The organism is Streptomyces tendae, from assembly GCF_008632955.1.
GTDB lineage: Bacteria > Actinomycetota > Actinomycetes > Streptomycetales > Streptomycetaceae > Streptomyces.
The window spans coordinates 5,946,425-5,972,769 of record NZ_CP043959.1; the positions used below are offsets into that span (position 1 = coordinate 5,946,425).

At 71.3% G+C, this 26,345-nt stretch carries 23 protein-coding genes and 1 tRNA gene; 17 read left to right on the plus strand and 7 right to left on the minus strand.

The features are described 5' to 3' along the window. Window positions 1-44: 44 nt before the first annotated feature. From F3L20_RS27245 to glmS, 8 genes are all read left to right on the plus strand, one after another. Window positions 45-917, plus strand: coding sequence for a siderophore-interacting protein (locus F3L20_RS27245; RefSeq protein WP_150156574.1), 873 nt, complete (start codon window positions 45-47; stop codon window positions 915-917). A gap of 155 nt (window positions 918-1,072) precedes the next feature. After that, complete coding sequence (gene desA / locus F3L20_RS27250; RefSeq protein ID WP_150156575.1) at window positions 1,073-2,515, plus strand: lysine decarboxylase DesA; 1,443 nt, start codon at window positions 1,073-1,075, stop codon at window positions 2,513-2,515. Further along, window positions 2,499-3,791 carry a lysine N(6)-hydroxylase/L-ornithine N(5)-oxygenase family protein gene (locus F3L20_RS27255; protein WP_150156576.1) on the plus strand — a complete coding sequence of 431 codons (1,293 nt, stop codon included), beginning with the start codon at window positions 2,499-2,501 and terminating at the stop codon, window positions 3,789-3,791. The genes desA and F3L20_RS27255 overlap by 17 nt, the downstream gene beginning before the upstream one ends. Further along, the gene (locus F3L20_RS27260) at window positions 3,788-4,330 is read left to right on the plus strand and encodes a GNAT family N-acetyltransferase (RefSeq protein WP_150156577.1); all 543 of its coding nucleotides are present in this window, start codon (window positions 3,788-3,790) and stop codon (window positions 4,328-4,330) included. Before F3L20_RS27255 ends, F3L20_RS27260 begins: the two co-directional genes overlap by 4 nt. Beyond that, window positions 4,327-6,099 (plus strand): IucA/IucC family protein, encoded by a 1,773-nt coding sequence (locus F3L20_RS27265; RefSeq protein WP_150156578.1) that lies wholly within the window; start codon window positions 4,327-4,329, stop codon window positions 6,097-6,099. The genes F3L20_RS27260 and F3L20_RS27265 overlap by 4 nt, the downstream gene beginning before the upstream one ends. Before the next feature lie 190 nt (window positions 6,100-6,289). Beyond that, window positions 6,290-7,183 (plus strand): DUF4429 domain-containing protein, encoded by an 894-nt coding sequence (locus F3L20_RS27270; protein ID WP_150156579.1) that lies wholly within the window; start codon window positions 6,290-6,292, stop codon window positions 7,181-7,183. Between the two features lie 75 nt (window positions 7,184-7,258). Then, the gene (locus F3L20_RS27275) at window positions 7,259-7,516 is read left to right on the plus strand and encodes a hypothetical protein (RefSeq protein WP_006131553.1); all 258 of its coding nucleotides are present in this window, start codon (window positions 7,259-7,261) and stop codon (window positions 7,514-7,516) included. Window positions 7,517-7,528: 12 nt separating this feature from the next. Next, window positions 7,529-9,346 carry a glutamine--fructose-6-phosphate transaminase (isomerizing) gene (gene glmS / locus F3L20_RS27280; protein ID WP_145827639.1) on the plus strand — a complete coding sequence of 606 codons (1,818 nt, stop codon included), beginning with the start codon at window positions 7,529-7,531 and terminating at the stop codon, window positions 9,344-9,346. Window positions 9,347-9,486: 140 nt separating this feature from the next. On the opposite strand, the gene F3L20_RS27285 is transcribed toward glmS, so the two are convergent. Next, the gene (locus tag F3L20_RS27285; RefSeq protein WP_150156580.1) at window positions 9,487-10,014 is read right to left on the minus strand and encodes a universal stress protein; all 528 of its coding nucleotides are present in this window, start codon (window positions 10,012-10,014) and stop codon (window positions 9,487-9,489) included. Window positions 10,015-10,344: 330 nt separating this feature from the next. Here F3L20_RS27285 and F3L20_RS27290 point away from each other — a divergent pair, with 330 nt between their 5' ends. The 4 genes from F3L20_RS27290 to F3L20_RS27305 all read left to right on the plus strand — a co-directional run bounded on the left by F3L20_RS27290 (window position 10,345) and on the right by F3L20_RS27305 (window position 13,282). Beyond that, complete coding sequence (locus tag F3L20_RS27290) at window positions 10,345-10,752, plus strand: hypothetical protein (RefSeq protein WP_150156581.1); 408 nt, start codon at window positions 10,345-10,347, stop codon at window positions 10,750-10,752. Window positions 10,753-11,130: 378 nt separating this feature from the next. Next, window positions 11,131-12,363 (plus strand): helix-turn-helix domain-containing protein, encoded by a 1,233-nt coding sequence (locus tag F3L20_RS27295; RefSeq protein WP_150156582.1) that lies wholly within the window; start codon window positions 11,131-11,133, stop codon window positions 12,361-12,363. Window positions 12,364-12,486: 123 nt separating this feature from the next. Then, a complete protein-coding gene (orn, locus tag F3L20_RS27300) occupies window positions 12,487-13,089 on the plus strand; it encodes an oligoribonuclease (RefSeq protein ID WP_145827637.1) in 603 nt (200 codons plus the stop codon). A gap of 120 nt (window positions 13,090-13,209) precedes the next feature. Next, window positions 13,210-13,282, plus strand: a tRNA-His gene (locus tag F3L20_RS27305). A gap of 132 nt (window positions 13,283-13,414) precedes the next feature. Here F3L20_RS27305 and F3L20_RS27310 read toward each other — a convergent pair. Further along, the gene (locus F3L20_RS27310) at window positions 13,415-14,470 is read right to left on the minus strand and encodes a LacI family DNA-binding transcriptional regulator (protein WP_145827636.1); all 1,056 of its coding nucleotides are present in this window, start codon (window positions 14,468-14,470) and stop codon (window positions 13,415-13,417) included. 342 nt (window positions 14,471-14,812) lie between these two features. Between F3L20_RS27310 and F3L20_RS27315 the strand changes: the two genes are divergently transcribed. The 4 genes from F3L20_RS27315 (at window position 14,813) to F3L20_RS27330 (ending at window position 19,653) form a co-directional block, all read left to right on the plus strand. Next, window positions 14,813-16,171, plus strand: a complete 1,359-nt coding sequence (locus F3L20_RS27315; protein WP_145827635.1) for an ABC transporter substrate-binding protein — start codon at window positions 14,813-14,815, stop codon at window positions 16,169-16,171. A 5-nt stretch (window positions 16,172-16,176) separates the two neighbouring features. After that, window positions 16,177-17,187, plus strand: a complete 1,011-nt coding sequence (locus tag F3L20_RS27320; RefSeq protein ID WP_150156583.1) for a carbohydrate ABC transporter permease — start codon at window positions 16,177-16,179, stop codon at window positions 17,185-17,187. An 11-nt stretch (window positions 17,188-17,198) separates the two neighbouring features. Further along, window positions 17,199-18,104, plus strand: coding sequence for a carbohydrate ABC transporter permease (locus tag F3L20_RS27325; RefSeq protein ID WP_150156584.1), 906 nt, complete (start codon window positions 17,199-17,201; stop codon window positions 18,102-18,104). Between the two features lie 109 nt (window positions 18,105-18,213). Further along, on the plus strand, window positions 18,214-19,653 hold the full coding sequence (locus tag F3L20_RS27330; RefSeq protein ID WP_150156585.1) for a GH1 family beta-glucosidase: 1,440 nt from the start codon (window positions 18,214-18,216) through the stop codon (window positions 19,651-19,653). Window positions 19,654-19,862: 209 nt separating this feature from the next. Here the strand turns inward: F3L20_RS27330 and F3L20_RS27335 are convergent, their stop codons facing one another. The 3 genes from F3L20_RS27335 to F3L20_RS27345 all read right to left on the minus strand — a co-directional run bounded on the left by F3L20_RS27335 (window position 19,863) and on the right by F3L20_RS27345 (window position 23,565). Then, a complete protein-coding gene (locus F3L20_RS27335; RefSeq protein ID WP_150156586.1) occupies window positions 19,863-21,314 on the minus strand; it encodes a cellulose binding domain-containing protein in 1,452 nt (483 codons plus the stop codon). A gap of 110 nt (window positions 21,315-21,424) precedes the next feature. Next, on the minus strand, window positions 21,425-22,834 hold the full coding sequence (locus F3L20_RS27340; protein WP_150156587.1) for a sensor histidine kinase: 1,410 nt from the start codon (window positions 22,832-22,834) through the stop codon (window positions 21,425-21,427). Next, on the minus strand, window positions 22,831-23,565 hold the full coding sequence (locus tag F3L20_RS27345; protein ID WP_186568220.1) for a response regulator transcription factor: 735 nt from the start codon (window positions 23,563-23,565) through the stop codon (window positions 22,831-22,833). Before F3L20_RS27345 ends, F3L20_RS27340 begins: the two co-directional genes overlap by 4 nt. 145 nt (window positions 23,566-23,710) lie before the next feature. Between F3L20_RS27345 and F3L20_RS27350 the strand changes: the two genes are divergently transcribed. Continuing rightward, the gene (locus F3L20_RS27350; RefSeq protein WP_150156588.1) at window positions 23,711-24,262 is read left to right on the plus strand and encodes a hypothetical protein; all 552 of its coding nucleotides are present in this window, start codon (window positions 23,711-23,713) and stop codon (window positions 24,260-24,262) included. Between the two features lie 79 nt (window positions 24,263-24,341). Here F3L20_RS27350 and F3L20_RS27355 read toward each other — a convergent pair whose 3' ends face one another. Then, the gene (locus F3L20_RS27355) at window positions 24,342-25,211 is read right to left on the minus strand and encodes a spermidine synthase (protein WP_150156589.1); all 870 of its coding nucleotides are present in this window, start codon (window positions 25,209-25,211) and stop codon (window positions 24,342-24,344) included. 525 nt (window positions 25,212-25,736) lie between these two features. Next, window positions 25,737-26,123: a hypothetical protein gene (locus tag F3L20_RS27360; protein WP_382687032.1), complete on the minus strand. Its 387-nt coding sequence runs from the start codon at window positions 26,121-26,123 to the stop codon at window positions 25,737-25,739. Window positions 26,124-26,345 lie beyond the last annotated feature (222 nt).

The following is a 26,345-nucleotide window of genomic DNA, read 5'->3' on the forward strand; positions in this document are numbered from 1 at the left end:
CCTGCCCGCAAGGTCCAGCCGCCCCCGACTCGCAGGAGCTCCTCGTGACGACTGCCGTGGCCGCCCCGTTCCGATTCTTCGCCCTCCAGGTCGCCGGGACGCGGCGGCTCGGCCCGTCCCTGGTCCGGGTCACCTTCACCGGGCCGGAGCTGCGCGACTTCCGCTCCGACGGACGCGACCAGTCCCTGTCGCTGTTCCTGCCCCACCCGGGGCAGGACGAGCCGGTCGTGCCGCTGGAGCTGGGGGACAACTGGTGGCAGGGCTGGCGGGAACTGCCCGACGACGTACGGGCGGTGATGCGCTCGTACACGCTGCGGGCGCTGCGCACGGACGCCGTGGGGCACACCGCCGAGATCGACGTCGACTTCGTGCTGCACGGCGTCACCCCGGAGGCGGGCGCGTCCGCCGCGGCCGGCCCGGCCTCCCGCTGGGCCGCCCGCGCCGCAGTCGGTGACCGGGTGCTGCTGCTCGGCCCCGCCCTCGCCGACAACCGGGCCATCCGCTTCCGGCCGCCCGAGGGCACCGGCCCGGTGCTGCTGTGGGCGGACGAGACCGCCTTGCCCGCGGCCGCCGCGATCCTGGACGCCCTCCCCGCCGGCACCCCCGCCCGGGTCTGGCTGGAGGTGCCGCACGCCGGGGACGTCCAGGACCTGCCGACCGCGGCGGACGCCGAGATCACCTGGTTCGTGCGGGAGGGCGCGACCGCCCCGGAGGGCCCTCTGGCCCTGGACGCCGTCCGGCAGGCCGCCCTCCCCTCCCCCGAGCGCGCCTACGTATGGATCGCCGGGGAGTCCGGTCACGTCAAGCAGCTGCGCCGGCACTTCGTCCGTGAGCGTGGCATCGACCGCCGACGGGTGACGTTCGTAGGCTACTGGCGACGTGGACTGACGGAAGAGCAGCTTCGCGAACAGTCTTGAGCCATACGGGAGTTGATGTCCCGTCGCATCCCGCGGTGACGTGACGACGGTCACGGTGGAAACGGGATTGCGGCCAAAAAAGTTTGGTTAGGCTTACCTAAGTAACGCACTGGCCCGCTCCCCGCACCGGACCGTCCCCACCGGAGGACCCCCACATGCGCTCGCACCTGCTCAACGACACCACCACGGAGCACTACCGACGCTCCGTGACCGAAGGAGTCGAGCGGGTGGCCGCCCAACTCGCCACCACCGACCGTCCGTTCACCGGCATCACGGTCGACGACCTCGCCCCCCGCATCGACGCGATCGACCTCGACCGGCCGCTGCACGACACCGGCGCGGTGCTGGACGAACTGGAGGACGTCTACCTCCGGGACGCCGTCTACTTCCACCACCCCCGCTACCTCGCCCACCTCAACTGCCCGGTCGTCATCCCGGCCGTGCTCGGTGAGGCCGTGCTCTCCGCCGTCAACTCCTCCCTGGACACCTGGGACCAGTCGGCCGGCGGCACCCTGATCGAGCGGAAGCTCATCGACTGGACGGCCGCGCGCATCGGTCTCGGCCCCGCCGCCGACGGCGTCTTCACCTCCGGCGGCACCCAGTCCAACCTCCAGGCGCTGCTGCTGGCCCGGGAGGAGACCAAGACCCAGGATCTGGGGAAGCTGCGCGTCTTCGCCTCCGAGGTCAGCCACTTCAGCGTGCAGAAGTCCGCGAAACTGCTGGGCCTCGCGCCCGACGCCGTGGTCGTGGTCCCCGTGGACCACGACAAGCGGATGCGGACCGTCGCCCTCGCCCGCGAGCTGGAGCGCTGCGCGGAGGCCGGGCTCATCCCGATGGCGGTCGTCGCCACCGCCGGCACCACCGACTTCGGTTCCATCGACCCGCTGCCGGAGATCGCCGGCCTGTGCGAGCAGTACGGCGCCTGGATGCACGTGGACGCCGCCTACGGCTGCGGGCTGCTGGCCTCGCTGAAGTACCGGCACCGCATCGACGGCATCGAGCGCGCCGACTCCGTCACCGTCGACTACCACAAGTCCTTCTTCCAGCCGGTCAGTTCGTCGGCCGTGCTGGTGCGCGACGCGGCCACGCTGCGGCACGCCACCTACCACGCGGAGTACCTGAACCCGCGCCGCATGCTGGCCGAGCGCATCCCCAACCAGGTCGACAAGTCCCTCCAGACCACTCGCCGCTTCGACGCGCTCAAGCTGTGGATGACGCTGCGCGTGATGGGCGCCGACGGCATCGGTACGCTCTTCGACGAGGTGTGCGACCTCGCCGCCGAGGGCTGGAAGCTGCTGGCCGCCGACCCCCGTTTCGACGTGGTCGTCGAGCCGAGCCTCTCCACCCTGGTCTTCCGCTACATCCCGGCCGCCGTCACCGACCCCGCCGAGATCGACCGCGCCAACCTGTACGCCCGCAAGGCCCTGTTCGCCTCCGGCGACGCGGTGGTCGCGGGCACCAAGGTCTCCGGGCGCCACTACCTGAAGTTCACCCTGCTCAACCCCGAGACCACGACGGCCGACATCACGGCCGTCCTCGACCTGATCGCCGGCCACGCCGAGCAGTACCTGGGAGAGTCCCTTGACCGCGCTTGCTGACACCACGGAACCGACCTACGACTTCGTGGGCATCGGGCTGGGCCCGTTCAACCTGGGGCTGGCCTGCCTGACCGAGCCCATCGACGAACTCGCCGGTGTGTTCCTGGAGTCCAAGCCGGACTTCGAGTGGCACGCCGGGATGTTCCTCGACGGCGCACATCTGCAGACGCCGTTCATGTCGGACCTGGTCACCCTCGCCGATCCGACGTCGCCCTACTCCTTCCTCAACTACCTGAAGGAGAAGGGCCGGCTGTACTCGTTCTACATCCGGGAGAACTTCTACCCGCTGCGCGTCGAGTACGACGACTACTGCCGCTGGGCCGCCGGGCAGCTCGGCTCCATCCGCTACGGCACCACGGTCACCGAGGTGACGTGGGACGAGTCCGCCGAGGTGTACGTCGTGGCGACGTCCACCGGCACCACGTACCGGGGCCGGCACCTGGTGCTCGGCACCGGCACCGTGCCGTTCGTGCCCGAGCCGTGCCGCGGCCTGGAGGGCGGGCTCTTCCACAACGCGCAGTACATGCACCGCAAGGCGGAGCTGCGGGAGAAGAAGTCGGTCACGATCGTGGGCAGCGGGCAGAGCGCCGCCGAGATCTACTACGAGCTGCTCTCCGAGATCGACGCCCACGGCTACCAGCTCAACTGGGTCACCCGCTCCCCGCGGTTCTTCCCGCTGGAGTACACCAAGCTGACCCTGGAGATGACGTCCCCGGACTACATCGACTACTTCCGCGCGCTGCCCGAGGAGACCCGCTACCGGCTGGAGAAGCAGCAGAAGGGCCTGTTCAAGGGCATCAACTCGGAGCTGATCGACGCGATCTTCGACCTGCTCTACCAGAAGAACGTGGAGAGCGGCGGCCGCGGGGTGCCCACCCGGCTGCTCACCAACTCCTCGCTCACCTCGGCCCGGTACCAGGACGGCACCTACACGCTGGGCTTCCACCAGGACGAGCAGGGCAAGGACTTCGAGATCGCCACCGAGGGTCTGGTGCTGGCCACCGGCTACCACTACGAGCGGCCCGCGTTCCTGGAGCCCGTCCGCGACCGGCTGCGCCTCGACGGCCACGGCCGCTTCGACGTCGCCCGCAACTACGCGATCGACGTCACCGGCCGCGGTGTGTTCCTGCAGAACGCGGGCGTGCACACGCACAGCATCACCAGCCCCGACCTGGGCATGGGCCCCTACCGCAACGCCTCCATCATCCGCGAGCTGCTGGGCACCGAGTACTACCCGGTCGAGAAGACCATCGCCTTCCAGGAGTTCTCCGTATGAGCACCATCGGTACGTTCACGATCCGCCCGCTCGACCCGCTGAAGGACGCGGAGCTGCTGCACCGCTGGGTGACCCACCCCAAGGCGGCGTTCTGGATGATGCAGGACGCGCGGCTCCAGGACGTCGAGCGCGAGTACATGCGGATCGCCGCCCACGAGCACCACCACGCCTACCTGGGCCTGCACGACGGCGAACCCGCCTTCCTGATGGAGAAGTACGACCCCCGGTACGTCGAACTGGTCGGGCTCTACGAGCCGGAGCCCGGCGACGTCGGCATGCACTTCCTGGTCGCCCCCACCGACCGCCCCGTCCACGGCTTCACCCGCGCCGTCATCACCGCCGTCATGACGGAGCTGTTCGCCGACCCGGCCACCCGCCGGGTCGTGGTGGAGCCCGACGTCGGCAACAAGGCCGTGCACGCCCTGAACGAGGCCGTGGGCTTCGTGCCCGCGCGTGAGATCGACAAGCCGGAGAAGCGCGCGCTGCTGAGCTTCTGCACGCGCGAGCAGTTCGAGGCCGCCCGAGGAGTGTCCGCATGACCCTGTCCGACGCCGTGGCGCACCTGTCCCCCCACCGCTGGGCGCGGGCCAACCGCCTTCTGATCCGCAAGGCGCTCGCCGAGTTCGCGCACGAGCGGCTCGTCACGCCGGAGCCGGCCGGTGACGGCCGGTACGTCGTCCGCAGCGACGACGGCCACACCCGCTACACGTTCACGGCCCGGCTGCGGGGCCTTGACCACTGGCAGGTCGACGCCGGCTCGATCACCCGGCACCGTGACGGCGCGGAGCTGGAGCTCGCGGCGCTGGACTTCTTCATCGAGCTGCAGAAGTCCCTCGGGCTGAGCGACGAGATCCTGCCGGTGTACCTGGAGGAGATCTCCTCCACCCTCTCCGGCACCTGCTACAAGCTGACCAAGCCGGAGGTCACCTCGGCCGAGCTGGCCGACGCCGGCTTCCAGGCGATCGAGACCGGCATGACCGAGGGCCACCCCTGTTTCGTCGCCAACAACGGGCGGCTCGGCTTCGGCGTCCACGAGTACCGGCAGTACGCCCCCGAGACCGGGAACCCGGTGCGGCTGGTGTGGCTGGCCGCCCACCGCTCGCGGGCCGCGTTCACGGCGGGCGTCGGCATCGAGTACGAGTCGTTCGTCCGCCAGGAGCTGGGCGAGGAGACCGTCGACGGCTTCCACGACGTCCTGCGCGCACAGGACCTGGACCCCGCCGACTACCTGCTGATCCCCTGCCACCCCTGGCAGTGGTGGAACAAGCTGTCCGTCACCTTCGCCGCCGAGGTCGCCCGCCGGCACCTGGTCCTGCTGGGCGAGGGCGACGACGAGTATCTGGCGCAGCAGTCGATCCGTACCTTCTTCAACCGTTCGCACCCGGAGAAGCACTACGTGAAGACGGCCCTGTCCGTCCTCAACATGGGCTTCATGCGGGGCCTGTCCGCCGCCTACATGGAGGCCACCCCGGCGATCAACGACTGGCTGGCCCGGCTCATCGAGAACGACCCGGTGCTGCGTGACACCGGACTGTCGATCATCCGGGAGCGGGCCGCCGTGGGCTACCGGCATCTGGAGTACGAGCAGGCCACCGACCGCTACTCGCCGTACCGCAAGATGCTGGCGGCGCTGTGGCGGGAGAGCCCGGTGCCGTCCCTCCAGGACGGCGAGTCGCTCGCCACCATGGCGTCCCTGGTCCACGTCGACCACGAGGGCCGGTCCGTCGCCGCCGCCCTGATCGAGCGGTCGGGACTCTCCCCCGCCGAGTGGCTGCGGCGCTACCTGCGGGCCTACTACGTCCCGCTGCTGCACAGCTTCTACGCCTACGACCTGGTGTACATGCCGCACGGCGAGAACGTCATCCTGGTGCTGGAGGACGGGGTCGTGAAGCGCGCGATCTACAAGGACATCGCCGAGGAGATCGCGGTGATGGACCCGGACGCGGTGCTGCCGCCCGAGGTCGCCCGGATCCGCGTCGAGGTCCCGGACGACACCAAGCTGCTGTCGATCTTCACGGACGTCTTCGACTGCTTCTTCCGCTTCCTCGCGGCGAACCTGGCGGAGGAGGGCGTCCTGGACGAGGACGGCTTCTGGCGGACGGTCGCGGAGGTCACCCGGGAGTACCAGGCGTCGGTGCCGGCCCTCGCCGACCGCTTCGAGCGGTACGACATGTTCGCCCCGGAGTTCGCCCTGTCCTGTCTGAACCGCCTCCAGCTGCGCAACAACAAGCAGATGGTGGACCTGGCGGACCCCTCGGGCGCCCTCCAGCTCATCGGCACCTTGAAGAACCCCCTGGCAGCCTTCTGACCCCACCGCACGACGAGCCCCCGGAGTACGGTCCCCCGGGGGCTTCGTCACACCCTCAGGTGCGGCGCCGCCTCAGGGGCGCGGGGAACCGCGCCCGGCCCCCACGGACGGCCGGCCACCCGCCCTCCCCAGCCGTCCCGCCTTCCGCTCCCGCCCCTGCCAGGAAACGTTCCGGTGGAACAATCCCCCCATGGCGGAAATCATCCAGAAGGACGGCACGTGGACGTTCGACGGCGAGACCCTGCGTCTGACCCCCGGCCGCGACAAGAACACCGGCCTGCTGCGCCGCACGCTGGGTGAACTGGCGCTGCCGCTGGAGGCGTTGGCCGCCGTCTCCCTGGAGCAGGGCAAGAAGTCGGGCCGGCTCAGGCTGCGGCTGCGCGACGGCGCCGACCCGCTCCTGCACGCGACCGGCGGGCGCCTCACCGAGCCCCACGACCCCTACCAGCTGGTCGTCGAGTCCGACCGCTACGGCGTCGCCGAGTACTTCACGGAGGAGGTCCGCACCGCCCTGCTGCTGGAGCAGATACCGTCCGGCCCGGTGACCGCCTACCTGCTGCCCGGCCCGCCGCTGCCCCTGTCCGTCTCCGCCGGGGACGGCACGGTCAGCTTCGACGGGGAGCGCGTACGGCTGGAGTGGAACTGGAAGACCGAGGACGCCAAGTCCGCCGCGGGCCCCCGCACCCTCGCGGTGGCGGACCTGGAGGGCGTGGAGTGGCAGCCGGCGGCCGGCCTGGAGAACGGCCATCTCCGCTTCCTCGTGCGCCATGCCCCCACCAAGGTCCCGGCCAAGTACGACCCGAACGCCGTGGAGTTGTGGGGCTTCAAGAAGGACCCCCTGATGGCTCTGGTGGCCGCCGCCGTCCAGGCCCGACTGCCGCACCCCTCCACCCCCGCCTCCGCCCCGGCACTGGACGGCCCGCGCGCCCCCAAGACCGACCGGCCCGCACCGGCCGTCCGCCCCGAGGACGACCACGACGCGCTGCTGCGCCGGCTGCGGGAGCTGGGCGAGCTGCACCGCTCCGGTGTGCTAACGGACGACGAGTTCGCGCTCGCCAAGCAGGCCGTCCTGAAGCGCATGTAGCGGCCATCCGCCTGAGCCTGCCCGAAATCGGGCACGTTTCTTGCGAAACCGCCGCCGGTACCCCAGGATCATCGAGTGCACGACGAACTTGTCGATCATCTGACGCGGTCCACGCCCCTCAGCCGGGGTGAGGCGCTGCGTGTGATCCAGGACGTGCTCGCCTACTTCGACGAGACGACCGAGGAGTACGTCCGTCGCCGCCACCGCGAGCTCCAGGCCCAGGGCCTGGTGAACGCGACGATCTTCCAACGGATCGAGGCGGATCTGAGATACCGCGCGGTGGCGCCGCCCGAGCTCTCGCTCCGGCAGCTGCGCCGCATCGTCTACGGCTAGGAACATACCTGTATGTGCGGAATCGTCGGTTACATCGGCAGGCGTGAGGTCGCCCCCCTGCTGCTCGAGGGGCTGCAGCGTCTGGAGTACCGCGGCTACGACTCGGCGGGCATCGCCGTCACCGCCCCGAAGACCGGGACGCTGAAGACGGTCAAGGCCAAGGGCCGGGTGCGTGACCTGGAGGCCAAGGTCCCGGCGCGCTTCAAGGGCACCACCGGTATCGCCCACACCCGCTGGGCCACCCACGGCGCCCCCTCCGACGTGAACGCCCACCCCCACCTGGACGCCGAGGGCAAGGTCGCCGTCGTCCACAACGGCATCATCGACAACGCCGGCGACCTGCGCCGCAAGCTGGAGGCGGACGGCGTCGAGTTCCTCTCCGAGACCGACACCGAGGTCCTCGTCCACCTCATCGCCCGTTCGACGGCGGACAAGCTCGAGGACAAGGTCCGCGAGACCGTCCGCCTCATCGAGGGCACCTACGGCATCGCCGTGCTGCACGCCGACTTCCCCGACCGCATCGTCGTCGCCCGCAACGGCTCCCCGGTCGTCCTCGGCATCGGCGAGAAGGAGATGTTCGTCGCCTCGGACATCGCCGCGCTGGTCGCCCACACCCGCCAGATAGTCACCCTCGACGACGGCGAGATGGCCACCCTCACGGCCGACGACTTCCGCACCTACACCACGGAGGGCACGCGCACCACCGCCGAGCCCACCACCGTGGAGTGGGAGGCCGCCTCCTACGACATGGGCGGCCACGACACCTACATGCACAAGGAGATCCACGAGCAGGCCGAGGCCGTGGACCGCGTGCTGCGCGGCCGGATCGACGACCGCTTCTCCACCGTGCACCTGGGCGGCCTCAACCTTGACGCCCGCGAGGCCCGCCGCATCCGCCGCGTGAAGATCCTCGGCTGCGGCACCTCGTACCACGCCGGCATGATCGGCGCGCAGATGATCGAGGAGCTCGCCCGCATCCCCGCCGACGCCGAGCCGGCCTCCGAGTTCCGCTACCGCAACGCCGTCGTCGACCCCGACACGCTGTACGTCGCGGTCTCCCAGTCCGGCGAGACGTACGACGTGCTGGCCGCCGTCCAGGAGCTGAAGCGCAAGGGCGCCCGGGTCCTCGGCGTGGTCAACGTGGTCGGCTCCGCGATCGCCCGTGAGGCGGACGGCGGCGTCTACGTGCACGCCGGCCCCGAGGTCTGCGTCGTCTCCACCAAGTGCTTCACCAACACCACGGTCGCCTTCGCGCTGCTCGCCCTGCACCTGGGGCGTACCCGCGACCTCTCCGTGCGCGACGGCAAGCGGATCATCGAGGGCCTGCGCCGCCTCCCCGCCCAGATCGCCGAGATGCTGGAGCAGGAGGAGCAGATCAAGAAGCTGGCCCTGGAGTACGCCGAGGCCCGCTCGATGCTCTTCATCGGCCGCGTCCGGGGCTACCCGGTGGCCCGTGAGGCCTCCCTGAAGCTCAAGGAGGTCTCCTACATCCACGCCGAGGCCTACCCGGCCTCCGAGCTGAAGCACGGCCCGCTGGCCCTGATCGAGCCGGCCCTGCCGACCGTGGCGATCGTCCCGGACGACGACCTGCTGGAGAAGAACCGCGCGGCGATGGAGGAGATCAAGGCCCGCAGCGGCCGGATCGTCGCGGTCGCGCACCAGGAGCAGGAGAAGGCGGACCACACGATCCTGGTCCCCAAGAACGAGGACGAGCTGGACCCGATCCTCATGGGCATCCCGCTCCAGCTCCTCGCCTACCACACGGCCCTGGCCCTCGGCCGGGACATCGACAAGCCCCGCAACCTCGCCAAGTCGGTCACGGTCGAGTAATCACCCCCTGAGGGGCGGCGCCCCGTAAGGGGCGCGGGGAACTGCGCGACAAGCCCCCACCCACCCGCACAGGCCATGCAACAGGAACGGGCCCCCACGTGTTGCCACAACACATGGGGGCCCGCCCACATCACCTCACGTCATGGAATGACGACAACAGGCCGCTGCGCCCGCTTCGCCAACCTCCCCGCCACCGAGCCGAAAAGCCGCCCCACGAGCCCGTGGGTGGAACCCACGACAATCGCATCGGCCTCGTACTCCCGCCCCACCTCTTCGAGTTCGTGGCAGATGTCCCCGCCCCGCTCGACGAGGATCCACGGCACCTCGGCCAGATAATCCGCACAGGCGAGCTCGAGCCCCAGCACCTCCGTACGGTGGTCCGGGACGTCCACGAAGACCGGCGGCTCGCACCCCGCCCACACCGTGGTGGGCAGCCGGTTCGCCACATGGACGATGATCAGTCCGGACCCGGAGCGGCGCGCCATGCCGATGGCGTACGCGAGGGCCCGCTCACTGGACGTGGAGCCGTCGAAGCCGACCACCACCCCGTGCCGGAAGGCGGGATCGCGCGCATGGCGTGATTCCTCCGCCGCCAGGGGTTCGGCCGCCGTCGGATCGGCGACCGGCCGCTTGCGGTCCGCGGGTTCGAAGAATTCGTGACCGGCCATGGCTGTCTCGGGGTTGTGATCCTTTGTGGGGACGACAGTGTGCGGCGGAGCTGTCCGGGAAGTATCTTCCCAACCCATACCCCCAAGGGTACGGCGGCACGCCTCCCAGGCCCAGATCCCGCGCGAGCCGGAAGGCGGGTTCCCCGGAGCATGCACGAGGGTCGCCCGCGACGCAACGGTTGCTGGCCTGTACAGGCGGTTTGCGCGGTATTCGCTCGACGGCCAGAGTGGGTCCCCGCAGAACGCAAGAGCCGTCCGGCCCCGAAAGCGGTGACCGACGGCCCGCCCCGCCGTTGGACTCCCGTGAACCACGCCCCAGGGGAGCACCCCATGCCCGGCCCCGCCCCCACCGACCGGAGCCCGAAGACCGTCCCCGGCCTCAGCCCGAACCCGTCCCCGGCCGGCATCCGGACCGCACCGCCGGCCGCCCCCGGCCCGCACCCCACGACGCCCCCGCGGGACCCCGCGGACGACCTGCTCCGCTGGGCGGTCTTCAGCTGTCTGCTGGTCCCCGTGGTCCTGCTGTGGTGCGGCTCCTCGCTCGCCGGGGCGGCCGGAGTGGCGTGCGGCCTGGCGGCCGTCACGGCCGCCTGCCGGCTGCTGCTGCGCCGCTCCCAACGGGCGGCCTCGGAAACGCCGTCGGTCCCGTCACGCAACCGGTACGGACGGCGCCGGGCAGCGGGCACGAGGGCGCGGGCGTACGCCCCGCGTGACGGCGGACAGACACCGGCCGGTTGACCGGTTTCCGCACCCACGCCCGTCTCTTTTCAGCCAACTTCCGGTCCTGGCGCATCCCCTGCCGTGACCACCCCCCAACCCACGTTCCACCTGCACGAAGAGGGACTCACGAGCCCCGCGCACCCTATGCGGTTTGGCCACCGCGACAAGGCGCACTTCCCTGCGCGGCGCGCGAGTGCAACGCTTCGTGATCGAATGCTTTACGCCAAGTTGCCAAGTCGACAATGCACCGAGTGCCGAACTGGCCAGCGGTGCACGACGGGACACAGTAGATTCGATCTTGACTGTCTTACGGCGGGGGACTCGTGCAGGACCGAGGGGAAACGTGCAGGAGCGACACAACCGAGGAGCCGCGACCACCGAGGGGGGCTTAGCAGGATGAGCCACGACTCCACTGCCGCGCCGGAAACCGCTGCCAGGAAACTCTCCGGGCGCCGCCGCAAGGAGATCGTCGCGGTGCTGCTGTTCAGCGGCGGCCCCATCTTCGAGAGTTCCATACCGCTGTCGGTGTTCGGGGTTGACCGCCAGGACGCCGGCGTGCCGCGCTACCGCCTGCTGGTGTGCGGCGGCGAGGACGGCCCGCTACGGACCACAGGGGGCCTGGAACTCACCGCGCCACACGGCCTGGAGGCGATATCCCGGGCGGGCACCGTCGTGGTGCCGGCCTGGCGATCGATCACCTCCCCGCCACCGGAGGAGGCACTGGACGCACTGCGCCGTGCCCACGAGGAGGGCGCCCGCATCGTCGGGCTGTGCACCGGCGCCTTCGTCCTCGCGGCGGCTGGCCTGCTGGACGGCCGTCCCGCGACCACCCACTGGATGTACGCGCCGACGCTGGCCAAGCGCTATCCGTCGGTGCACGTCGATCCACGCGAGCTGTTCGTGGACGACGGGGACGTGCTGACGTCGGCGGGCACGGCGGCCGGCATCGACCTGTGTCTGCACATCGTGCGCACGGACCACGGCAACGAGGCGGCCGGCGCGCTCGCCCGGCGCCTGGTGGTCCCGCCGCGCCGCAGCGGCGGCCAAGAGCGCTACCTCGACAGGTCTTTACCGGAGGAGATCGGCGCCGACCCGCTCGCCGAGGTCGTCGCCTGGGCGCTGGAGCACCTCCACGAGCAGTTCGACGTGGAGACGCTCGCCGCCCGCGCGTACATGAGCCGCCGCACCTTCGACCGCCGGTTCCGCTCGCTGACCGGCAGCGCCCCGCTGCAGTGGCTGATCACGCAGCGGGTGCTCCAGGCGCAGCGCCTGCTGGAGACGTCGGACTACTCGGTGGACGAGGTGGCCGGCCGCTGCGGCTTCCGCTCGCCGGTCGCGCTGCGCGGACACTTCCGGCGCCAGCTCGGTTCGTCCCCGGCCGCCTACCGGGCCGCGTACCGCGCACGGCGCCCGCAGGCGGACCGCGGCCAGGACCCCGACAACACGCCCGGCTCCCCGGGGCCCGTCCCGTCCGGCCAGCCGGCCCACACGGGACATCCGGTGCCGTCGTCGCCGCACCCGGACAGCCCGGTCCCGCACCAGTCCCGCCGTACGGCGGCGGCCGGTTCCCTGGGCCCGTCCCTGACCGCCGCGGCCCCGGGCGTACCGGGGCAGCGCAGCGCGCCGTGAGGTGACCGCCGTGAGGGCCGGAGGCCGTGTGCCTCCGGCCCTCATCGCTGTGCGCGGACATCCGGGGAATCCCCGCCTCACCACCCGGTCCGGCACCACGCCGCGCCCCGTATGGTTAGACACATGAACGATCGCATGGTGTGGATCGACTGCGAGATGACCGGCCTCTCGCTGTCGGACGACGCGCTCATCGAGGTGGCCGCCCTCGTGACCGACTCCGAGCTGAACGTGCTCGGCGAGGGCGTCGACATCGTCATCCGCCCGCCGGAGCGGGCCCTGGAGACGATGCCGGAGGTGGTGCGCGCGATGCACACCGCGTCGGGGCTGCTCGAGGAGCTGCCGGACGGCACGACGCTGGAGGACGCCGAGCAGCGCGTCCTCGCCTACATCAAGGAGCACGTCAAGGAGCCCGGCAAGGCGCCCCTGTGCGGGAACTCCGTCGGTACCGACCGCGGTTTCCTGCTGCGTGACATGCCGACCCTGGAGGACTACCTCCACTACCGGATCGTCGACGTGTCCAGCATCAAGGAACTGGCCCGCCGCTGGTACCCGAGGGCGTACTTCAACAGTCCCGAGAAGAACGGCAACCACCGCGCGCTCGCCGACATCCGCGAGTCCATCGCGGAGCTGCGGTACTACCGCGAGGCCGTCTTCGTGCCCCAGCCGGGACCCGACTCCGACACCGCGAAAAAGATCGCCGCGAAGCACGTCCTGCCTGCTCAGTAGGTGTACGGAGGGGGTTCAGGGGGGCCGCGCGGAAAGGTGGGCGCGAGCACCCCTTCGGACCCTGTACACTTTTTCTCGGCCGGTCAGGGAAGTCACTGACCTCCACGGAACCGGTCCATGGTGGGTGTAGCTCAGATGGTAGAGCACCTGGTTGTGGTCCAGGATGTCGCGGGTTCAAGTCCCGTCACTCACCCTCACCACGACAGCCGGTGACCTCGCAAGAGGTCACCGGCTGTCGGCGTTTCCGGACGTCTCCGGGGCGTCCCCGTACGCTCCGGACGGAAGAGGGGCGGACGGCGGGCAGCCGCCCCGCCCCCTGCGCCGCTCAGGACGACGCGCGCTCCACCAGTTCCGTGGCCAGCACCATCTGACGGCGCTCCAGCTCCCGCGTCGCGGTCGGACGGCGGTCGGCGACCTCGGCGAGCAGCAGGTCGGTCATCGCCCGGCCCATCTCCTCGATCGGCTGGCGCACGCTGGTCAGCGGCGGGTCCATGTGCCGGGCGATCGCCGAGTCGTCGTACCCGACCAGCGCCACGTCGTCCGGGATGCGGCGGCCCGCCTCGCGCAGCGCCTGACGGGCACCGGCCGCCGTGACGTCCGAGGCGGCGAACACGGCGTCCAGGTCGGGGCGGCGCTCCAGCAGGGCCTCCATCGCGCGCCGGCCGCCGCCCTCGGAGAAGTCGCCCGGCTCGATCAGCAGCTCGTCCACCGGGTGTCCCGCGTCGCGCAGCGCGTCCCGGTAGCCGTCGACGCGACGCTGGGCGCCGTAGACGTCCAGGCGGCCGGTGATGTGGGCGACGGTGCGGCGGCCCCGGCCGATGAGATGCTCGACGGCCTGCCGGGCGCCGCCGTAGTTGTCGGAGTCCACCGAGGTGAGCGTCTCCTCCGCCGAGCGGGGGCCGCTGATCACCGCCGGGATCTCCAGCTGGGACAGCATGTCGGGCAGCGGGTCGTCGGCGTGCACCGAGACCAGCAGCACCCCGTCCACCCGGTGCGCGGCCAGGTACTGGGCGAGCCGCTGCCGCTCCCGGTCGCTGCCCGCGAAGATCAGCAGCAGCTGCATCTCGGTGTCGGACAGGGCGGCGCCGACCCCGCGGAGCATGTCGGAGAAGTAGGGCTCGGTGAAGAACCGGGTCTCGGGCTCGGGCACCACGAGGGCTATGGCGTCGGTGCGGTTGGCCGCCAGGGCGCGGGCCGCGGTGTTGGGGACGTAACCGAGCTCGGCGACGGCCGCCTCCACGGCGGCGCGTGTGGCGTCGCTCACCCGGGGCGAGCCGTTGATCACCCGGGAAACCGTGCCACGGCCCACTCCGGCGCGTGCTGCCACCTCTTCGAGGGTGGGGCGGCCACCACTTCGGCCCCGCACTCCGTGGCTTGCCATCCGCCCCGCCTTCCTTTGTGTGTCACGCTGGCCTGGAATGTAACAGCCCCGGCAGTGACGGTGACCACCCCGCGAGGGCGACCGTGCGGACTCCGGCGTTCCGAAGGACGGTCCCCCCGGCCAAGTTAACGGGCAGATAACTGAACGCACTTTGCGGTGTCTGTTCCCTTGACACCCCCGCCCGGACCCGCGACTCTTCAACACATCACTTGTGGGAGCGCTCCCACGGTACCTGACACATACACAACCCGCACGTTCCCCGCCCGAGCCGCAACGCGCAGAATACGGGTCAACAACGCCGTTGGCCGGGGGGTCGGCACGTCAGGGCAACAGGAGGACGCAATGCGAGCACGTACCCTGCCCCTCACCAGGCAGCGGTCGGGCGGGGGGAAGCCCTTCGCCCGCCGGGCGCTGGCCGTCGCGGCCGTGGTGTCGCTGGGCACCGGGCTGCTGGCCGGCTGCGCCGACGACGGCGGCGACGACAGCTCCGGTGGTTCCTCGTCCGGCGAGGGCAAGACCAAGATCACCCTGGGTCTGTTCGGCACCATGGGCTTCAAGGAGGCGGGTCTCTACGCCGAGTACGAGAAGCTCAACCCGGACATCAAGATCGAGGAAAACGTCGTCGAGCGGAACGAGAACTACTACCCCGCTCTCGTCAACCACCTCACCACCAACAGTGGGCTGATGGACGTGCAGGCGATCGAGGTCGCCAACATCGCCGAGGTCGTCGGCACCCAGGCGGACAAGTTCACGGACATGTCCAAGGTCGAGGGTGTGAAGAAGGACGGCTGGCTGCCCTGGAAGTGGGAGCAGGCCACGGCCAAGGGCGGCGAGACCATCGCCCTCGGCACCGACGTCGGCCCGATGGCCATCTGTTACCGCAAGGACCTCTTCGAGAAGGCTGGCCTGCCGAGCGAGCGCGAGGAGGTCGGCAAGCTGTGGGCGGGCGACTGGAACAAGTTCCTCGCGACCGGTGAGAAGTACAAGAAGGCCGCCGGCAAGGACACCTTCTTCATGGACTCCCCCGGCGGTCTGCTGAACGCCGTCCTCAGCAGTGAGAAGGAGAAGTTCTACGACGCGTCCGGCGAGGTCATCTACAAGACCAACCCGGCCGTCAAGGCCGCCTTCGACCTGACCGCGGACGCGGCCGAGAAGGGCCTGGTCCAGTCGCAGACGCAGTTCCAGCCGGCCTGGGACACCACCATCGCCAACAGCAAGTTCGCCACCGTCGCCTGCCCGCCGTGGATGCTCGGCTACATCAAGGGCAAGTCGAAGCCGGACGCGGCCGGCAAGTGGGACGTCGCCGTGGCCCCGAAGTCCGGCAACTGGGGCGGCTCCTTCCTGGGCGTGCCGAAGAGCGGCAAGAACGTCGAGGAGGCGCAGAAGCTGGTGGCCTGGCTGACCGCGCCCGAGCAGCAGGCGAAGCTGTTCAAGGTGCAGGGCTCCTTCCCGAGCGCCACGGCCGCGTTCGACAGCCCGGAGGTGACCGGCGCGAAAAACGAGATGACCGGTGACGCCCCGATCGGCACGATCTTCTCCGAGGCCGCCAAGCAGATCCCCGTCCAGGTGATCGGCCCGAAGGACCAGATCATCCAGCAGGGTCTGACCGACAACGGCGTCATCCTCGTGACGAAGGGCAAGTCGGCCAAGGAGGCCTGGGAGACGGCCACCAAGACCATCGACAACAACCTGGACAAGTGACCCGCATGGCCACCCGTTCCGACACCGCCGCGTCCCCCGTCAAGGGGGGCGCGGCCCCGGGCCGTGCGCCCGGCAGCCCTTCCGAGGACAAGGAAGGCAGGCGCCGGGCCAAACTGTCCCGCCGCTGGCAGCGCGACGCCCGCTTCAGCCCCTACGCGTTCGTCGCTCCGTTCTTCCTGCTGTTCGCGGCCTTCGGGCTGTTCCCGCTGATCTACACCGGCTGGGCCTCGCTGCACCAGGTCGAGCTGACCGCGCCGACCGACATGAACTGGGTCGGGCTGAAGAACTACACCCGGATCTTCGACGACGACTTCTTCTGGAACGCGGCGCAGAACACCCTGACCATCGGCATCATCTCCACCGTTCCGCAGCTGATGATCGCCATGGGCATCGCCCACATCCTGAACTACAAGCTGCGCGCCTCGACCTTCTGGCGGGTCGCGATGCTCGCGCCGTACGCCACCTCGATCGCCGCCGCCACCCTGGTGTTCGTGCTGCTCTTCGGCCGTGACTACGGCATGATCAACTGGGTGCTCGACGCCGTCGGGATCGATCCGATCGGCTGGCAGGACGACAAGTGGCCCGGCCAGATCGCCGTGTCCACGATCATCATCTGGCGCTGGACCGGCTACAACGCGCTGATCTACCTCGCCGCGATGCAGGCCATCCCGCAGGACCTGTACGAGTCGGCGGCGCTGGACGGCGCCAGCCGCTGGCGGCAGTTCCTGCACGTGACGCTGCCCTCGCTGCGTCCCACGATCCTGTTCACCGTGGTGGTCTCGACGATCGGCGCCAGCCAGGTCTTCGGTGAGCCGCTGCTGTTCGACCCCAACAAGGGCGCGTCGGGCGGCGCGGAGCACCAGTTCCAGACGCTCGGCCTGTACCTGTACGAACAGGGCTGGGTCAACCAGCACCTGGGCCGTGCCTCGGCGATCGCCTGGACCATGTTCGCGATCCTGATCGTCATCGGCCTCATCAACCAGCTCATCTCGCGCCGGCTGCGCGCCAGCAGTTAAGGAGTGTGGCCGTGACGACGACTGTGACGCCCCCCGAGACACCGATCGTCAAGGAAGAGAAGCGCTCGCGCCTGCCGAAGTCGGCGCGGGCGGGCGGCACCCTGCACGGCGGTCCGATCGCCTACGCGGTCCTGATCGTGTTCACGCTCGTGTCGCTGTTCCCCCTGGTGTGGACCGCGATCGCCGCGTCCCGTGACAACCAGCGTCTGGCGGAGAACCCCCCGCCGCTCTGGTTCGGCTCGAACCTGTTCAAGAACCTGCAGATCGCCTGGAAGGACGCCAACCTCGGCGAGGCCTTCCTCAACACCACCATCGTGGCGGGCATCTCCGCGGTGACCATCGTGGTGCTGTCGACGGTCGCCGGGTTCGCCTTCGCCAAGCTGCGGTTCAAGGGCCGCAACGCGCTGATGCTGCTGGTCATCGGCACGATGATGGTTCCGCCGCAGCTCAGCATCATCCCGCTGTACATGATGGTGGCCAAGCTCGACTGGACCGACCAGCTGCAGGCGGTCATCTTCCCGTCGCTGGTCAGCGCGTTCGGCGTGTTCTTCATGCGGCAGTACCTGCTGCAGGCGCTGCCCGACGAGGTCATCGAGGCCGCCCGGGTGGACGGCGCGAGCAGCTGGCGCGTGGTGTGGCACGTGGTCTTCCCGGCCGCGCGGCCGGCCATGGCCGTGCTCGGCATGCTGATGTTCGTGCAGGCGTGGAACGACTTCCTGTGGCCGTTCCTGGTGCTGACGCAGACGGGCAACCCGACGGTGCAGGTCGCCGTCGCGGGGCTCGGCCGCGGCTACACCCCCGACCAGTCCCTGATCATGGCGGGCGCGCTGCTGGGCACGCTGCCCCTGCTGCTGGTCTTCGCGATCTTCGGCAAGCAGATCGTGGGCGGCATCATGCAGGGCGCCGTGAAGGGCTGACACCCCGACACCCGTGGGGCCGGGTCGCCGCCGTCTCGGCCCCCTTCCTTCTCCTTACGTATTCGTCGGTCTCCAACGACCTCTATGCGACCTCCATGGGAGCGCTTCCATGTCTGACTCCGCCACGCCGGCGACCCCGGTGACCTTTCCTCCGGCCTTCCTCTGGGGCGCCGCGACCTCCGCGTACCAGATCGAGGGGGCGGTGCGGGAGGACGGACGTACCCCTTCCATCTGGGACACCTTCAGTCACACGCCCGGCAAGACCGCCGGCGGCGAGACCGGTGACATCGCTGTCGACCACTACCACCGCTACCGCGACGACGTGGCGCTGATGGCGGACCTCAACCTGCAGGCCTACCGCTTCTCCGTGTCCTGGTCGCGGGTGCAGCCCACCGGCCGGGGCCCGGCCGTGCAGCGCGGTCTGGACTTCTACCGCCGGCTGGCCGACGAGCTGCTCGCGAAGGGCATCAAGCCGGCCGTCACGCTCTACCACTGGGACCTCCCGCAGGAGCTGGAGGACGCCGGCGGCTGGCCGGAGCGCGACACCGCCTACCGCTTCGCCGAGTACGCGCAGATCGTCGGCGAGGCGCTCGGCGACCGCGTGGACACCTGGATGACCCTCAACGAGCCGTGGTGCAGCGCCTTCCTCGGGTACGCCTCCGGTGTGCACGCGCCCGGCCGCACCGACCCGGCCGCCGCGCTGAAGGCCGCCCACCACCTGAACCTGGCCCACGGCCTGGGCACCAAGGCGCTGCGCACGGTGCTCCCGGCCCGCAGCCAGATCTCCCTCAGCCTGAACACCTCCGTGGTGCGCCCGCTGTCGCCGCGGAACCCGGCGGACGTGGTGGCGGCCCGCAAGATCGACGACCTGTCGGGCGGCATCTTCCACGGCCCGATCCTGCACGGCGCCTACCCCGAGACGCTGCTGGAGGCGACGTCGTCGGTGACCGACTGGTCGTGCATCCAGGACGGCGACCTGGACACGATCCACCAGCCGATCGACGCGCTGGGCCTCAACTACTACACGCCGACCCTGGTGTCGGCCGCCGACCCGGACGACAAGGGCCCGCGCGCCGACGGCCACGGGGCCAGCGAGCACTCGCCGTGGCCCGCCTCGGACGACGTCGCCTTCCACCAGTCGCCGGGCGAGCAGACCGAGATGGGCTGGTCGGTCGACCCGACCGGCCTGCACGAGCTCATCATGCGCTACCACCGCGAGGCTCCCGGCCTGCCGCTCTACATCACCGAGAACGGCGCCGCCTACGACGACAAGCCGGACGCCGACGGCAAGGTCCACGACCCCGAGCGCGTCGCCTACCTGCACGGCCACCTCTCCGCGGTGCGCCGGGCGATCGCCGACGGCGCGGACGTGCGCGGCTACTTCCTGTGGTCGCTGCTGGACAACTTCGAGTGGGCCTACGGCTACGAGAAGCGCTTCGGCGCCGTGTACGTCGACTACGTCAGCCAGAAGCGGACGCCGAAGTCCAGCGCCCTGTGGTACGCGCGGGCGGCCAAGTCGGGTGAGCTTCCGGAGCCCGAGGGCATCTGACCGGCCCTCAGGTCTCCGGGAGGAACGGGGCGCGGGTTCGGGGGGCGGGGCGCGGCGTCCCTGGGGAGTGCCGCGCCCCGCTCGTGCGCGTCCGGACCTGCCACCGGACGCACGGGTGCCCCGGCCGGGTGGGGGGAGGTCCGGCCGGGGCACGCGCGTCCCCGTTGTCCGCGGTGGCTCGTGGACACCCTTCGTGGGGTCCGGGCGGCTCAGTTGTAGGCCGCGAACGCCTTCGAGAAGGCGAACTTCTCCTGGAGGACCGAGCTGCAGGTGGCGTCGGCGGCAGGCTTCTCCCCGCCAGGGCACTGCTGGTCGCGGGTGCCGGACCACATCGACAGCCGGCCCAGGCCCTTGGACCGGGCGAAGTCCACCAGCTGGGTGGCGTCCTGCACCGTGAAGATCTCGGTGACGACGTCGTTGACGCCGATCATCGGGGTGACCGCGACCGTCTTCCACGCCTCGGCCTCACCGAGCCCGAGGACCCCCTTGATCTGGGCCTGGGTGGCGGTGGCGGCCTGCTCGGCGTAGGTGCCCATGTCGTCGCTGTAGGCGGGCCCGTAGTCCATCGCCATGATGTTCACGGCGTCGATCCGCACGCCGTTGCGCTCGGCGTCGGTGAGCAGGTTCACGCCGTCCTGGGTGAGTCCTTCCGGCATGACCGGCAGGGTGAAGGAGACGTCCAGGTCCGGGTGGGACTTCTGCAGCGCGGCGATCGCCCGGGCGCGGCGGGTGTTGGCGCCCGCGTTCGGCAGGGCGCCGCCCTCGACGTCGAAGTCGACCTTGGTCAGCCCGTAGGTGTCGACGACCTCGGTGTAGGCGGCGGTGAGCGCGTCCACCGAGGCGCAGGTGGTGCCGAGTTCGGAGCCGGCCGCGCCGCCGAAGGAGACACGGACGTCGCCGCCCACGGCGCGCAGCGCGCCGATCTGCCCGGCGACGGCGTTGTCGCCGAGGCCTCCGGTGCCGCCCCACTTGGGGGTGCAGCCGCCGCCGTCGGTGACGAACGCCAGGGTGTACTCCTTCACGCCGGTCGCCTCGGCGCTCGCGAGCAGGTCGTAGGCGGGGAAGAGGGAGGTGTCGACGTACGGCGCGAAGCCGGCGCCGTCCGCCGAGCCGCCGGTGGTCCGCGTGGGCTCGGGGGCCGGTCCGGTGGTGGGGTCACCGGGGCGGGTGGGTTCCTCGGTGGGCGTGGGCTGCCGGGTGGGGGTGCCGGTGGGGCGGCCGCTGGGCTCCGGCGCGGGCCCGCCCTCGCCGCAGGCGGCGCCGTCGACGAGGCAGCCGGTGGGGTCGGCGGTGCCCTTGACGACGAAGCCGACGGTGACGGACTCGCCGGCGGCCAGGCCGTCGGCGTCCCACTTCGGGGGCGTCACGGTGACGTGCCGGCCGCTCACCCGCGACTCGGCGTTCCACAGCGAGCCGAGTTCGGTGCCGGCCGGCAGCTCGAACTCCAGCGTCCAGTCGCCGCTCCCGCCGCTGTTGTTGGTCACCACGTACTGGGCGGTGTAGCCGGTCGGCCACTCGCTGGTCCGGGTGTACGCGGCGCCCACGCCCGCGGCCTGCGCGGTGCTGGTGAACAGGAACGCCCCGCCGCCGGCCACGGCCGCGGCGGTCACCGCGCCGATCGCCTTGTTCCTGCCGCTGATCCTGCGCCGGTGCGTACTCATCGCGTGCCTGCCTTCGTCGCCGCTCGTGGGGGGTGTGCGGCAGCACGCTAGCGATCCGGAATCGGACAACTCGCCTGATCCGGGAGGCGGTCGGGGATCTTAGGGTCCGCTTAAGGAAGGGATCGGGAGCGGTTAAAGGACAGGATCGCGCGGCCGGGTCTGCGCCGCCGGACACTGCCCCGGTGACCACGTCGGCGCGGGGACCGTTCGCGCCCGTCGAGCTGGATCCACAGGCGCACCTCGGTCCCGCCGAGCACCGACGAACCGATCCGTACGTCGCCGCCGGTCGACTCGGCGAGGCGGCGCACGATGTCCAGGCCGAGCCCGGTGGAGCCGTCGCTGCCGGAGCCCCGGCCGCGGGCCATCGCCGCCTGGGGGTCGGCTATCCCGGGGCCCGCGTCGGACACGAGGACGATCACCGCGTCCTCGCCGTTGTGCACGTCGACGGCGAAGGCGGTGCCCTCGGCGGTGTGCCGGAAGACGTTGCCGAGGAGGGCGTCGAGGGCTGCGGCCAGGTCGGTGCGGGCCACGGGGATGCGCACCGGCCGGTCCGCCCCCGCCACGCGCCACTTGCGGCCCTCGTCCTCGGCGAGCGCCGACCAGAACGCCATCCGCTCGCGCACCACCTCGGCCGCGTCGCAGCCCGCGCCCGGTCCGGCGGCGGCCGTCTGCGGTTTGGCGTCCCGGGCGGTGCGGATGATGGTGTCCACCTCCCGCTCCAGCTGCTCGACCGCCGCCCGGGTCTGCTCGGCGGCCGGGCCGTCTCCCAGCGAGGCGGCGTTGAGCCGCAGCACGGTCAGCGGGGTACGCAGCCGGTGCGACAGGTCGGCGGCCAGCTCCCGCTCGTTGGCGAGGAGCTGGACGACCTGGTCGGCCATGGAGTTGAACGCCACGGCCGCGAGGCGCAGTTCGGTCGGCCCCTCCTCGGGCACCCGGGCGCCCAGCTTGCCCTCACCCAGTTCGTGCGCCCCCTCAACGAGCCGCTGGGCGGGCCGCACCATCCGCACGCCCAGCCGGTCGGCGACCGCGACCGAGCCGACGATCAGGGCGACGCCGACGGCCGCGAGGACCGCCCACGCCGTGCCGACGCCGTTGGTGACCGCGGACTCCGGCACGAACACCTCGACGACGGCGATCTCACCGGAGCTGAGCGCGACCGGCTGGAGCAGCGCCGACCCGCCGGGCACGGAGGAGGTGGAGGCACGGCCCAGCTCCCGCACGGCGGCGATGTCCTCGTCGGAGGCGCGCCGCTCCCCTATGTCGAGGGCCTGTCCGCCGCCGCTCGCCGGGATGTGCACGGCCATGGCGGCGTCGGAACCGGCCGAGGCGACGACCCGTTCCAGCTGGGCGCGGTCGGTGGTGATGGACAGCGCGGGCGCGACGGCCGCCGCCTCCCGCTCGGCACCGGCGAAGGCACGGTCGCGGGCCATCTCGCGGATGACCAGACCGAGCGGGACCGCGAAGGCCACCACGACCATCACGGTCACCGCCAGCGACACCTTCACCAGGGCCCATCTCATCGGGGTGGCTCCGCTCCGGGCGTGTGCGCGCCCCCGGCGGCGGTCGCCGGCGGCTCCAGCTTCACGCCGACGCCCCGCAGGGTGTGCAGGTAGCGGGGCCGCGCGGCGGTCTCCCCCAGCTTCCGGCGCAGCCAGGACAGATGGACGTCGATGGTCTGGTCGTCGCCGTAGGACTGCTGCCACACCTCGGCGAGCAGCTCCCGGCGGGGCACGACCACGCCGGGCCGCCCGGCGAGGAAGGCGAGCAGGTCGAACTCGCGCCGGGTCAGGTCGAGCCGGACGCCGTCCAGCTCGGCCTGACGGCGCAGCGGGTCGACGGTGAGCCCGCCCACCCGGATCACCGGCGAGGGCGCCGCCTCAGCGCCGCCGGAGCGGGCACGGCGCAGCACGGCCGCCATCCGGGCGGAGAGGTGCTCCACCGAGAAGGGCTTGGTCAGGTAGTCGTCCGCACCGGCGTTGAGCAGCCGCACGATCTCCGTCTCGTCGTCCCGTGCGGTGGCGATGATGACCGGTACGTCGGTGATGCCGCGGAGCATCTTCAGGGCCTCGGAGCCGTCGAGATCCGGCAGTCCGAGGTCCAGGACGACCACGTCGAAGCGGAAATGGGCGACCTCGCGCAGCGCCTCGAGCGCGGTGCCGACGCTGCGCACGGTGTGCGAGGCGTCGGTCAGCTGCCGTATGAGCGCCGAACGTACGAACTGGTCGTCCTCGACCACGAGAACACTTGCCATGGGCGGCACCGTACGCCATGCCGGGCGAGGTCGGCCCGGGCCTGTGGACAACTCCGGACGAGCTTCCCGAAGGCCTGTGGACGGGCCTTCCGCGCCTTCCCGGGGCGCGACACGGGTGGGGCGTGTGGGGCAGTATGGCCCGACGATGCGCAGAGGACTCCTTCACGTACTGGCCTGGCTGCTCGCCACGGGCGCGGCGGTCACGCTGTCGTGGTGGGGTGTCAGCACGGTGATGGAGGGCACCGCCTACGACCCGCCGCGCGCCCTGCCGATCCCGGCGGGCGAGGAGCAGGCCCGGGCGGTGTCCTCCTCCACCCGGCGCCCGTCCGTCGAGCCGTCGAAGGACGAGAAGGAGACGGCGGAGTCCCCTACCCCGTCGGACGGACCCGCCACGCCCTCCCGCACACCGGACCCGACGCCCTCGCGCACCCCTCCCCCCGCCGGCACGCCCGCGGCGCCGCCGACGACCGCGGCCGGCGAGGTCAAGGGCTACGACACCCGGGGCGGCCGGGCGGTGTTCGACATCGGCCAGGCCTCCGCGTCACTGGTGTCGGCGACTCCGGGCGCCGGCTGGTCGATGCAGGTGTGGAAGACGGAGACGTGGATCCGGGTGGAGTTCGCCTCCGGCGCGGACCGGGTCTCGGTGTTCTGCACCTGGCACGACGGCCCGCCACGGGTGGAGATCAACACGTACTGAGGCCGCGTCTGCGGGAGTTCGGCGCGGGTCGGGGCCGGCCCGGGCGAACGTCGGCTCCGCGCCGCGCGGTTCGGAACACTCAGCGGAAGACGGACGCCGGCGGGGCCGGTGACGCGACCGCCGCCGCGTCGGTCACCGGGGCCGCGCCGCCGGTGAAGTCGAGCAGTTCCCGCCCGTGCAGGACCCGGCCGGAATGCGCGTCGGAGGCGGCCCGGCGGGTCAGTTCGGCGAGCGGCAGCGGCGCGTCGGAGGCGACCAGGACCGCGTTGCCGAACCGCTTGCCGCGCAGCACGGCCGGGTCGGCGATGAGCGCGAGTTCGGTGAACCGGGCGGCGGCGGTGGCTATCTGGCCGCGCAAATGCGCGAGCGGGGGCCCGTCGGCGAGGTTGGCGGTGTAGACGCCGCCCGGGGCGAGGGCCCGGCGGACGTCGTCGAGGAACTCGATCGAGGTCAGGTGGGCCGGGGTGCGGGCCCCGCTGAAGACGTCGGCGACGACGAGGCCGGCCCAGCCGTCGGGCACCTTGGCGAGCCCCTCACGGGCGTCCGTCGCCCGCACCCGGATCCGCGCCCGGGTGTCCAGCGGCAGTTCGCGGCGCACCAAATGCACCAGGGCCGCGTCGCGCTCGACGACCTGCTGGGTGGAGCGGGGCCGGGTGGCGGCGACGTACCGGGCGAGCGTGAAGGCGCCGCCGCCGAGGTGCACGGCCTGGAGCGGTTTGCCGGCCGGGGGGACGAGGTCGACGACGTGCCCGAAGCGGCGCTGGTACTCGAAGGAGAGGTACGCGGGGTCGTCCAGGTCGACGTGCGACTGCGGCGCACCGTCGATCAGCAGCGTCCAGGCCCGCGGCCGGTCGCGGTCCGGGACGAGCTGGGCGAGCCCTCCGTCGACCTGTTCGGTGACGGCCTCGGCGGCCGGCTGCCCACGTCCACTGCTCCTGGCCCTACCCATGGGCTCATTGTCCCAGGCGGAACGCACGCCCCGTCGGCCGGCCGCACAACTGCGACTGCCGGCGCGCTCAGGGACACCTGCCCACTCGGGTGCGGCGCTCCGTTCAGATGCGTCTCCCCCGTCGGGGCGGTCCTCAGCTCAGGTACCCCAGCCGCTCTCAGCGGCCCCCGCTCAGGTGCGGCCTGCCCGCTCAAGCGGAGCCACCCGCACAGGTGCGCCTGCCCACTCGTGTGCGGTACGTCGCTCAGGTATGCCTGCCCACTCGGGGCGATCCTCCGCTCAGGTATCCCAGCCCGCTCAGCGGCCCCCCGCTCAGGTGCGGCCTGCCCGCTCAGGCGGGGCCACCCGCTCAGGTGCGCCTGCCCACTCGTCTGCGGTACGTCGCTCAGGTATGCCTGCCCACTCGGGGCGATCCTCCGCTCAGGTATCCCAGCCCGCTCAGCGGTCCCCCGCTCAGGTACGGCCTCTCCGCTCAGGCGGGGCCGCCCGCACGGGCAGCGCTGTCCGTCCAGGTGCGGCCGTCCGTCAGCTGCAGCTGTCCGCCGCCTCGATCATCCGCTGGGCCTCGCCCAGTGCCTCACGCAGCACCGCCGGGTCCGTCGCCAGGTCCGCCTCGCCGGGCGGCACCAGCCAGTCCGAGCCCTCCTCGGGCACGTCCGGCGCCAGCCGCAGTCCACGGCCGTCGGTCTCCGTGCAGACACTGCCGGGGACGTCCCAGGCGGCCGCGGTGCCCGGCGGCACCAGGAAGCCGAGGGTGTCACCGCCGCCGTCGTGCAGCACGGGGCCCACCGCGTCACCGGCTCCGCGCCGCAGGATGTCCACCGCCTCCAGGCCCTGCCGGGCCGGGACCGTGACCACGTCGCAGTCCGGACCGGCGGGTTCCAAAGGGTCGTTCTTCCGACTGGTCGTCATCATCCCGGCCTCCACCACGAATCCTGCTCGGACGAGGGTCGGGAGTCGGGGGGCTCCCGGTCCACTGAACTCAACGAGTCGCGTCGTCAAGGGCTACGGCAGAAGTCCGCCGCAAAGGATGGCACTTCATGGCAGATCACGGATGACATATCCGGTATGTGGCCAAACTCAGCGTACCCAGCCCGTCACAGCAGGTACGTTCATGCCCGCCGGAAACAGGGT

Excerpts from the sequence above, each read along its gene's own strand:
- desA (WP_150156575.1), top strand. The coding sequence starts at position 1,073 with ATGCGCTCGCACCTGCTCAACGACACCACCACGGAGCACTACCGACGC.
- F3L20_RS27260 (WP_150156577.1), top strand. The coding sequence starts at position 3,788 with ATGAGCACCATCGGTACGTTCACGATCCGCCCGCTCGACCCGCTGAAG.
- F3L20_RS27265 (WP_150156578.1), top strand. The coding sequence starts at position 4,327 with ATGACCCTGTCCGACGCCGTGGCGCACCTGTCCCCCCACCGCTGGGCG.
- F3L20_RS27270 (WP_150156579.1), top strand. The coding sequence starts at position 6,290 with ATGGCGGAAATCATCCAGAAGGACGGCACGTGGACGTTCGACGGCGAG.
- glmS (WP_145827639.1), top strand. The coding sequence starts at position 7,529 with ATGTGCGGAATCGTCGGTTACATCGGCAGGCGTGAGGTCGCCCCCCTG.
- F3L20_RS27285 (WP_150156580.1), bottom strand. The coding sequence starts at position 10,014 with ATGGCCGGTCACGAATTCTTCGAACCCGCGGACCGCAAGCGGCCGGTC.
- F3L20_RS27290 (WP_150156581.1), top strand. The coding sequence starts at position 10,345 with ATGCCCGGCCCCGCCCCCACCGACCGGAGCCCGAAGACCGTCCCCGGC.
- F3L20_RS27295 (WP_150156582.1), top strand. The coding sequence starts at position 11,131 with ATGAGCCACGACTCCACTGCCGCGCCGGAAACCGCTGCCAGGAAACTC.
- orn (WP_145827637.1), top strand. The coding sequence starts at position 12,487 with ATGAACGATCGCATGGTGTGGATCGACTGCGAGATGACCGGCCTCTCG.
- F3L20_RS27310 (WP_145827636.1), bottom strand. The coding sequence starts at position 14,470 with ATGGCAAGCCACGGAGTGCGGGGCCGAAGTGGTGGCCGCCCCACCCTC.
- F3L20_RS27315 (WP_145827635.1), top strand. The coding sequence starts at position 14,813 with ATGCGAGCACGTACCCTGCCCCTCACCAGGCAGCGGTCGGGCGGGGGG.
- F3L20_RS27320 (WP_150156583.1), top strand. The coding sequence starts at position 16,177 with ATGGCCACCCGTTCCGACACCGCCGCGTCCCCCGTCAAGGGGGGCGCG.
- F3L20_RS27330 (WP_150156585.1), top strand. The coding sequence starts at position 18,214 with ATGTCTGACTCCGCCACGCCGGCGACCCCGGTGACCTTTCCTCCGGCC.
- F3L20_RS27335 (WP_150156586.1), bottom strand. The coding sequence starts at position 21,314 with ATGAGTACGCACCGGCGCAGGATCAGCGGCAGGAACAAGGCGATCGGC.
- F3L20_RS27340 (WP_150156587.1), bottom strand. The coding sequence starts at position 22,834 with ATGAGATGGGCCCTGGTGAAGGTGTCGCTGGCGGTGACCGTGATGGTC.
- F3L20_RS27345 (WP_186568220.1), bottom strand. The coding sequence starts at position 23,565 with ATGGCAAGTGTTCTCGTGGTCGAGGACGACCAGTTCGTACGTTCGGCG.
- F3L20_RS27350 (WP_150156588.1), top strand. The coding sequence starts at position 23,711 with ATGCGCAGAGGACTCCTTCACGTACTGGCCTGGCTGCTCGCCACGGGC.
- F3L20_RS27355 (WP_150156589.1), bottom strand. The coding sequence starts at position 25,211 with ATGGGTAGGGCCAGGAGCAGTGGACGTGGGCAGCCGGCCGCCGAGGCC.
- F3L20_RS27360 (WP_382687032.1), bottom strand. The coding sequence starts at position 26,123 with ATGACGACCAGTCGGAAGAACGACCCTTTGGAACCCGCCGGTCCGGAC.